Source organism: Ohtaekwangia sp. (assembly GCF_036568665.1).
In the GTDB taxonomy this organism is placed as follows: Bacteria; Bacteroidota; Bacteroidia; order Cytophagales; family Cyclobacteriaceae; genus Ohtaekwangia.
The window spans coordinates 1-5,851 of record NZ_DATCSD010000441.1; the positions used below are offsets into that span (position 1 = coordinate 1).

Genomic DNA, 5,851 nt, shown 5'->3' on the forward strand with positions numbered 1-5,851 from the left:
AAAATTTTCACCGACTGGTTTCCTCTTTTCACCTACCAGCCTCCTTTGCCGGCCTAAACAGCATAGCCGCCAGCGTCTTGTGCCCGTACATTTGAATAAAAAAACAGAAATAATGGATACGCAAGAAAATACATCGACAACTTCAGCTAACCCTAACAAGCCTTACAACGAATATCAGCATTACCCGTCAGGTCGTGCGTGGGCTGGTCTTGTTATCGTAGTGGTAGGTGGCGTGCTGCTGGCCGAGAAAGCAGGGGCTGATCTTCCAGCATGGTTGTTTACCTGGCCAATGATACCGATCGTGATTGGTATCTTTTCAGGAGCCAAGCACAGATTCCGTCACTGGGGTTGGCTTATACCTGTAGCGGTAGGTCTTGTTTTTCTGAGTGAAGAATTTGTAGATATATCTATCGGTCAATACTTCTGGCCTGTACTGATCATCGTAGTAGGACTTGCCATGATCTTCAGACCGAAACGTAATCGCGAGCAAGCGTGGAGACGCTGGCACGAAAGACGTGAAAGCCGCTGGCATGAAAGACACCACGAACGCTTCTCAGATGTAAATACGCAAAGCACAGACGAAGACTATATAAATGCAGTAACCGTATTTGGTGGCGCCAAGAAAGTAATTATCTCCAAAGACTTTAAAGGTGGTGAAGCAACAACCTTCTTCGGTGGTGTAGAGATCAACCTCACGCAGGCTGACATCAACGGCAAAGCTGAACTCGAATTGATCCAGGTATTCGGAGGAACAAAACTCGTGGTTCCTTCCAACTGGAAAATACAAACAGAAGAACTGGTAAGTGTATTTGGCGGGCTCGATGATAAACGCAAGAATATAGGAGTGCCCGATCCCGATAAAGTACTTGTACTGAAAGGTACTTGTGTGTTCGGTGGCATCGACATCAAGAGTTACTAGGTTAACTGCTGGTAATATCCTTCAACTAAAAATTATGTATCCCATTCTTATAACCCTTCAAGTATTATTTATGAACTGGTACATCGCAAAAATCGTCTTTGGCATCACGGCTGAGAACAAAGACACCAAACAATTTGATGAGCAGCTCCGGCTTATAGAAGCAGAAACGCAGGAAGAAGCCTTCCTGAAATCGCGGATGATCGGGTTGAGTGAAGAAGACTCGTTCGTGAACGACAAGAACAACCTGGTGAAGTGGGAATTTATCAATGTATCAGAGCTGGTACCCATTAAAAAACTGGAAGATGGTGTAGAAGTATACTCCCGCATTCATGAAATGGAAGAAGCGAAATCATACGTTAACTTTATCCATCAGAAGGCTATGGCACTTCGCCTGAATGCCATGCCACTGTTCTGATACTATAACTGCTGACATCGCTTGAATATACCCAGAATCTCGAACCGGAAAATTACTATTGCTTACATCGTATGGTGGTTGCTGCTGGTGCTGCTAGAAACGTACGCGATCGAAGAAACCTTCGGCCTCGCATTAACCGTAGCATTAGCCGATGCACTGAATATGAATTTATTGCTGGCAACTGCCGGATACTTCATGTTCAATTCGCTTCGCTTCTACCAGCCCAGTCTCAAGAACGCATTCTATCTCATAGTATGGAGTATAACACTGGCCGTACTGAGTGTAGTGCTTCATCGCTGGGTAATGGCAACCTATTTGTTCCCCGATGATCTGCAATATCTCAATTACCTCGAAGGTTCACACTTGATACGTGGTGTCATAGCCTGGCTGATGATTGCGTTGATGGCAGTGTTGAGTTGGGTGTGGTTTGTTATACAGGATCAGCAGGCATACGAGAAGCGTGAAGAAGATGCCGCACGACTGGCGCGCGAAGCCGAGCTCGCCTCGTTACGTCAACAACTTCAGCCACATTTTTTGTTTAACAGTCTTAACTCCATTAGTGCACTGGCAGGTTCCAAACCCGAGCAGGCACGAATGATGATACAACAGCTGTCTGACTTTTTGCGCGGAACGATCAGGCGCGATGATCAGCAACTGGTAACGCTGGAAGATGAACTGAAACATTTACAGCTATACCTTGAAATAGAAAAAGTACGCTTCGGCCACCGCCTCAAAACAGAGGTGTTGAAAGATGAGGCATCGCAGGCCATGATACTTCCATCATTGCTGTTACAGCCAATCGTAGAGAATGCTATCAAATTCGGATTGTATGATACCACGGGCGAAATCACAATTCGCATTCGTGCTACGGCAAAAGATCACCAGTTGATTCTTGTTGTAGAAAATCCGTTTGATCCGGCCACGTCTCAACCACGGCAAGGCACAGGCTTTGGATTATCGGCCGTACAACGGAGGCTCTACCTGCTGTACGCACGCAACGATTTGCTCATAACACGACAACAAGAACAGGAACAACCTATATTTATCACAGAAGTACATATACCTCAAAAGGCATGATTAAAATTATACTCATCGATGACGAACCGTTGGCACGCAGCATTACACGCGAATACCTGCAGGCTCATAGCGACATGGAGATTGTGCAGGAATGTAACGATGGTTTTGAAGGCGTGAAAGCTATAGGAACACATAAACCCGACTTGATCTTTCTCGATATACAAATGCCGAAAATCAACGGCTTTGAAATGCTGGAACTGTTGGAGCAACCACCGGCCGTTATCTTTACCACAGCCTTTGATGAATATGCCATGAAGGCCTTTGAAGCACACGCGATCGATTACCTGCTAAAACCTTTCAGTAAAGATCGCTTTGATAAAGCAGTGCAAAAGTGGTTGCAGCAGCGAAGCAACAGCACATCTGAAAAGAACACACAGGTATTACTGCAGGAAGAGATACGCCAGCCGGAAGAGCGTAATCGTGTAGTGGTAAAAGAAGGTGGCAACATCCGCATTATACCCGTGCACGAGATTCAGTATATAGAAGCGTATGATGACTACGTGAAGATCTATACCCAGAAAGAAATGTTCCTGAAGAAAAAGACGATGAGCTTCTACGAGCAATCGCTGGATGCAAACCAGTTTGTGCGCGTGCATCGCTCCTATATCATTCAACTCAACCAGCTCACACGTATCGAGCCTCTCGAAAAGGATACGCACGTAGCCCTGCTTAAGAGCAACGTGCGCGTGCCGCTGAGTAAAAGCGGTTATGCTAAATTAAAAAGTGTGTTAGGATTATAAAGTATAGCAACTATGCTTCTTTTATGTATATACCTCTTACGCCATGTGTTTCTTCAAACTCAATCGGGCAAGAAAAGCACTGACCAGGGTTAGAGCACTTCCCGCCATCATTACAGCACCCGGAAAATATATAGCACCGGCTGCCTTAGAAGAGTAATGATAAAATATACTCGTCATCATAACCGGGCCGAATATAGAAGTAAGACTCATCAGGCTCGTAAGTGCTCCCTGTAATTCTCCCTGTTCGTTGGCCGGCACTTGTGCCGACATAACACCTTGCAACGAAGGTCCGGTTATGCCTCCAAGGCAATAGGGAATCAGAAAGACAAACATCATCCATCCTTCAGTGGCTATACCAAACAGAAAAAATCCGATGGCATACAAGCCAAGCCCTATATATATACTTCGTTCTTGTCCCAGTTTAGGTATAATAAACCTTATCAGCCAGCCTTGTACAATAGCCACGAGGAAACCGACAAAGGCCAGGGAATTTCCTACCCACCACGTATCCCATTTAAATTTTTCAATAGTATAGTACGACCACGTACTCTGTACGGCATGAGCCGCGAGATAGATCAATATGATCGAGGCTACAAGTCCGAGTATAACTTTATAGCGAAGAAAAAATAACAGCGATCCAATAGGATTAGCTCTTCTCCACTCAAAGGGTCTTCTGTTCTCTTGTTTCAGCGACTCGGGTAAAACAAAAAATCCATAGAGCCAGTTAAGCAGGGTAAGTATAGCGGCACCAATAAATGGTGCACGCAATCCAAACTTTGCCAACACACCACCGAGAAAAGGTCCGATAAAAAAACCGAGACCGAAGGCGGCACCAATCATACCAAAATTCTGTGCACGCTTTTCTGGTGCGCTAATGTCGGCTATATAGGCAGCAGCTGTAGTAAAGCTCGCTCCCATAATACCAGCAATGATACGGCCCACGAAAAGCCATTCGATACTCGGAGCGAACACCAGGAATATATAGTCTACACCAAAACCAAAAAGCGAAGCAAGTAATATAGGTCTGCGGCCGAAACGATCACTGAGATTTCCCATCAAAGGAGAAAACAAAAACTGCATGCCGGCAAAGGCAGCAAGCAACCAGCCTCCATACTTGGAAGCTTCCGGAATTTCTACATGAAGCATTTCACTGATCAATTGCGGCATAACCGGAATGATAATTCCAAAACCAATAACATCGATCAGTAACGTAACGAAAATAAAACCCAGTGCTGCGTTTTTCTTATCTGCCATAATGGTGGATACTTATTAATCTGTAAATAAAGCTAAATTTGAAATAGAACCGGATGAAGTTTATATAAACACAATAAATAAATTCAAAAGCGAAAACATACCGGTAAACGTCCCCCTGCACTCATGTACGATCTCATCCTTCAACATGTAGCACGCCACATAACGCTTGCGCCACACGAAGAAGCTTTCTTCCAATCGCTGCTCAAGCCTCGCTCCTTCCGCAAGCGGCAATACCTGCTGCAGGCCGGTGATGTATGCAAACATGAAACCTTTATTACAAAAGGATTATTCCGCGCGTTTACAGTAGATGCTGCCGGTGAAGAACACGTAGTGATGTTTGGCATGGAAGACTGGTGGATATCGGATCTCTATAGTTTGCTAACGGGCAACGCTGCCACACAACACATTGAAGCACTCGAAGATTCGGAAGTGTTATGCATTGAGAAGAGCGACCTCGAAAAACTTTATCAGCAAGTGCCCGCGTTCAACCGCTTTATGCGTGTGATGTTGCAGAATGCTTTTGTGGCACATCAGCAACGCGTGCTGGCTTCTATCAGTCAAACAGCAGAAGAGCAATACCTTGCCTTCATAAAAAAATATCCGGCATTAGATCAGCGCGTGCCTCAACACCAGATTGCTTCCTATCTCGGCATAACTCCCGAAACGATCAGTCGTATACGCAAACAATGGAGCGATGCGCGAAAGAAATAAACAATGCTCTTTATCAGAAAGCTTTGTAGAGCAGGTTCCCATCGTTGATGTTGTGCATCACTGTTTCTATAGCGGCATCGCTGAGTACAGCCGTATTGCCATTGCAATCAAATCGCAAACATCCGAAGCAGCTCATCACCATGGGTTGGTGTACGATCACCTCGCCTTCATTGGTAGAAACAATATAGAAGTTTCCTTTCCAGTAGTCACTGCGTTGTGAATCCTGAATTTTTTCTTTCAGCCACTTCATGTCGTTTGCATTTTTCTGGCAGCGTTCGCAGGCTTTCTGTATAGCACCTGATTCTTTGAGAGACAGGTCATCGCTGGAACATGCGAGCAGCGACAACAGAAGAAACAGCAGTATAACGTTTCTGTTCATAGGAGGATTGGGTTTCCTGTTAGACACATCTCCGCTCCCGATAGTTGTATCCCTCCTGTGCTTTCTTGATCTGCATCAAGATAGCTTCCTGCGCTACATCAAGCAATAAACCTATACTTCGTGCCCAACTTTGTGCCTGTACTAAAATAAAAAACAATGAGCACCTTAAAAGAAAAAATCACCGAACTGAATCACCTGGTCGTGTCCGGACGCATGCTGGAAGCCTTCGAAAAATTCTATCATCCGGAAGTAGTAATGCAGGAGAACGAAGGTATAGCAACCATCGGCAAAGATGCCAACCGACTACGCGAAGAAGATTTTCTTAGCAAGGCAACCGGCTTTGAAAAAAATGCGCG

The 5,851-nt window shown here is 45.1% G+C and carries 7 protein-coding genes and 1 pseudogene; 6 read left to right on the forward strand and 2 right to left on the reverse strand.

Annotated elements, in window-relative coordinates:
* The 4 genes from VIN08_RS25925 to VIN08_RS25940 form a co-directional block, all read left to right on the forward strand.
* The coding region (locus VIN08_RS25925) for a LiaF transmembrane domain-containing protein (RefSeq protein WP_331971924.1) at positions 1–919 on the forward strand (919 nt) is incomplete at its 5' end.
* A 70-nt stretch (positions 920–989) separates the two neighbouring features.
* On the forward strand, positions 990–1,334 hold the full coding sequence (locus VIN08_RS25930) for a DUF4288 domain-containing protein (RefSeq protein ID WP_331971926.1): 345 nt from the start codon (positions 990–992) through the stop codon (positions 1,332–1,334).
* A gap of 21 nt (positions 1,335–1,355) precedes the next feature.
* Positions 1,356–2,411: a sensor histidine kinase gene (locus VIN08_RS25935; protein ID WP_331971929.1), complete on the forward strand. Its 1,056-nt coding sequence runs from the start codon at positions 1,356–1,358 to the stop codon at positions 2,409–2,411.
* The gene (locus VIN08_RS25940; protein ID WP_331971932.1) at positions 2,408–3,151 is read left to right on the forward strand and encodes a LytR/AlgR family response regulator transcription factor; all 744 of its coding nucleotides are present in this window, start codon (positions 2,408–2,410) and stop codon (positions 3,149–3,151) included. The genes VIN08_RS25935 and VIN08_RS25940 overlap by 4 nt, the downstream gene beginning before the upstream one ends.
* A gap of 36 nt (positions 3,152–3,187) precedes the next feature.
* Here the strand turns inward: VIN08_RS25940 and VIN08_RS25945 are convergent, their stop codons facing one another.
* Positions 3,188–4,405 carry a TCR/Tet family MFS transporter gene (locus tag VIN08_RS25945; protein WP_331971935.1) on the reverse strand — a complete coding sequence of 406 codons (1,218 nt, stop codon included), beginning with the start codon at positions 4,403–4,405 and terminating at the stop codon, positions 3,188–3,190.
* Positions 4,406–4,528: 123 nt separating this feature from the next.
* Here VIN08_RS25945 and VIN08_RS25950 point away from each other — a divergent pair, with 123 nt between their 5' ends.
* The gene (locus tag VIN08_RS25950; RefSeq protein ID WP_331971938.1) at positions 4,529–5,116 is read left to right on the forward strand and encodes a Crp/Fnr family transcriptional regulator; all 588 of its coding nucleotides are present in this window, start codon (positions 4,529–4,531) and stop codon (positions 5,114–5,116) included.
* 13 nt (positions 5,117–5,129) lie between these two features.
* Here VIN08_RS25950 and VIN08_RS25955 read toward each other — a convergent pair whose 3' ends face one another.
* Complete coding sequence (locus tag VIN08_RS25955; RefSeq protein ID WP_331971941.1) at positions 5,130–5,495, reverse strand: hypothetical protein; 366 nt, start codon at positions 5,493–5,495, stop codon at positions 5,130–5,132.
* Positions 5,496–5,651: 156 nt separating this feature from the next.
* Here VIN08_RS25955 and VIN08_RS25960 point away from each other — a divergent pair.
* A pseudogene (locus VIN08_RS25960) lies at positions 5,652–5,851 on the forward strand (hypothetical protein); the annotation flags it as partial.

Coding starts and splice junctions, on each gene's coding strand:
- VIN08_RS25950 (WP_331971938.1), top strand. CDS start 4,529: ATGTACGATCTCATCCTTCAACATGTAGCACGCCACATAACGCTTGCG.
- VIN08_RS25945 (WP_331971935.1), bottom strand. CDS start 4,405: ATGGCAGATAAGAAAAACGCAGCACTGGGTTTTATTTTCGTTACGTTA.
- VIN08_RS25930 (WP_331971926.1), top strand. CDS start 990: ATGAACTGGTACATCGCAAAAATCGTCTTTGGCATCACGGCTGAGAAC.
- VIN08_RS25955 (WP_331971941.1), bottom strand. CDS start 5,495: ATGAACAGAAACGTTATACTGCTGTTTCTTCTGTTGTCGCTGCTCGCA.
- VIN08_RS25940 (WP_331971932.1), top strand. CDS start 2,408: ATGATTAAAATTATACTCATCGATGACGAACCGTTGGCACGCAGCATT.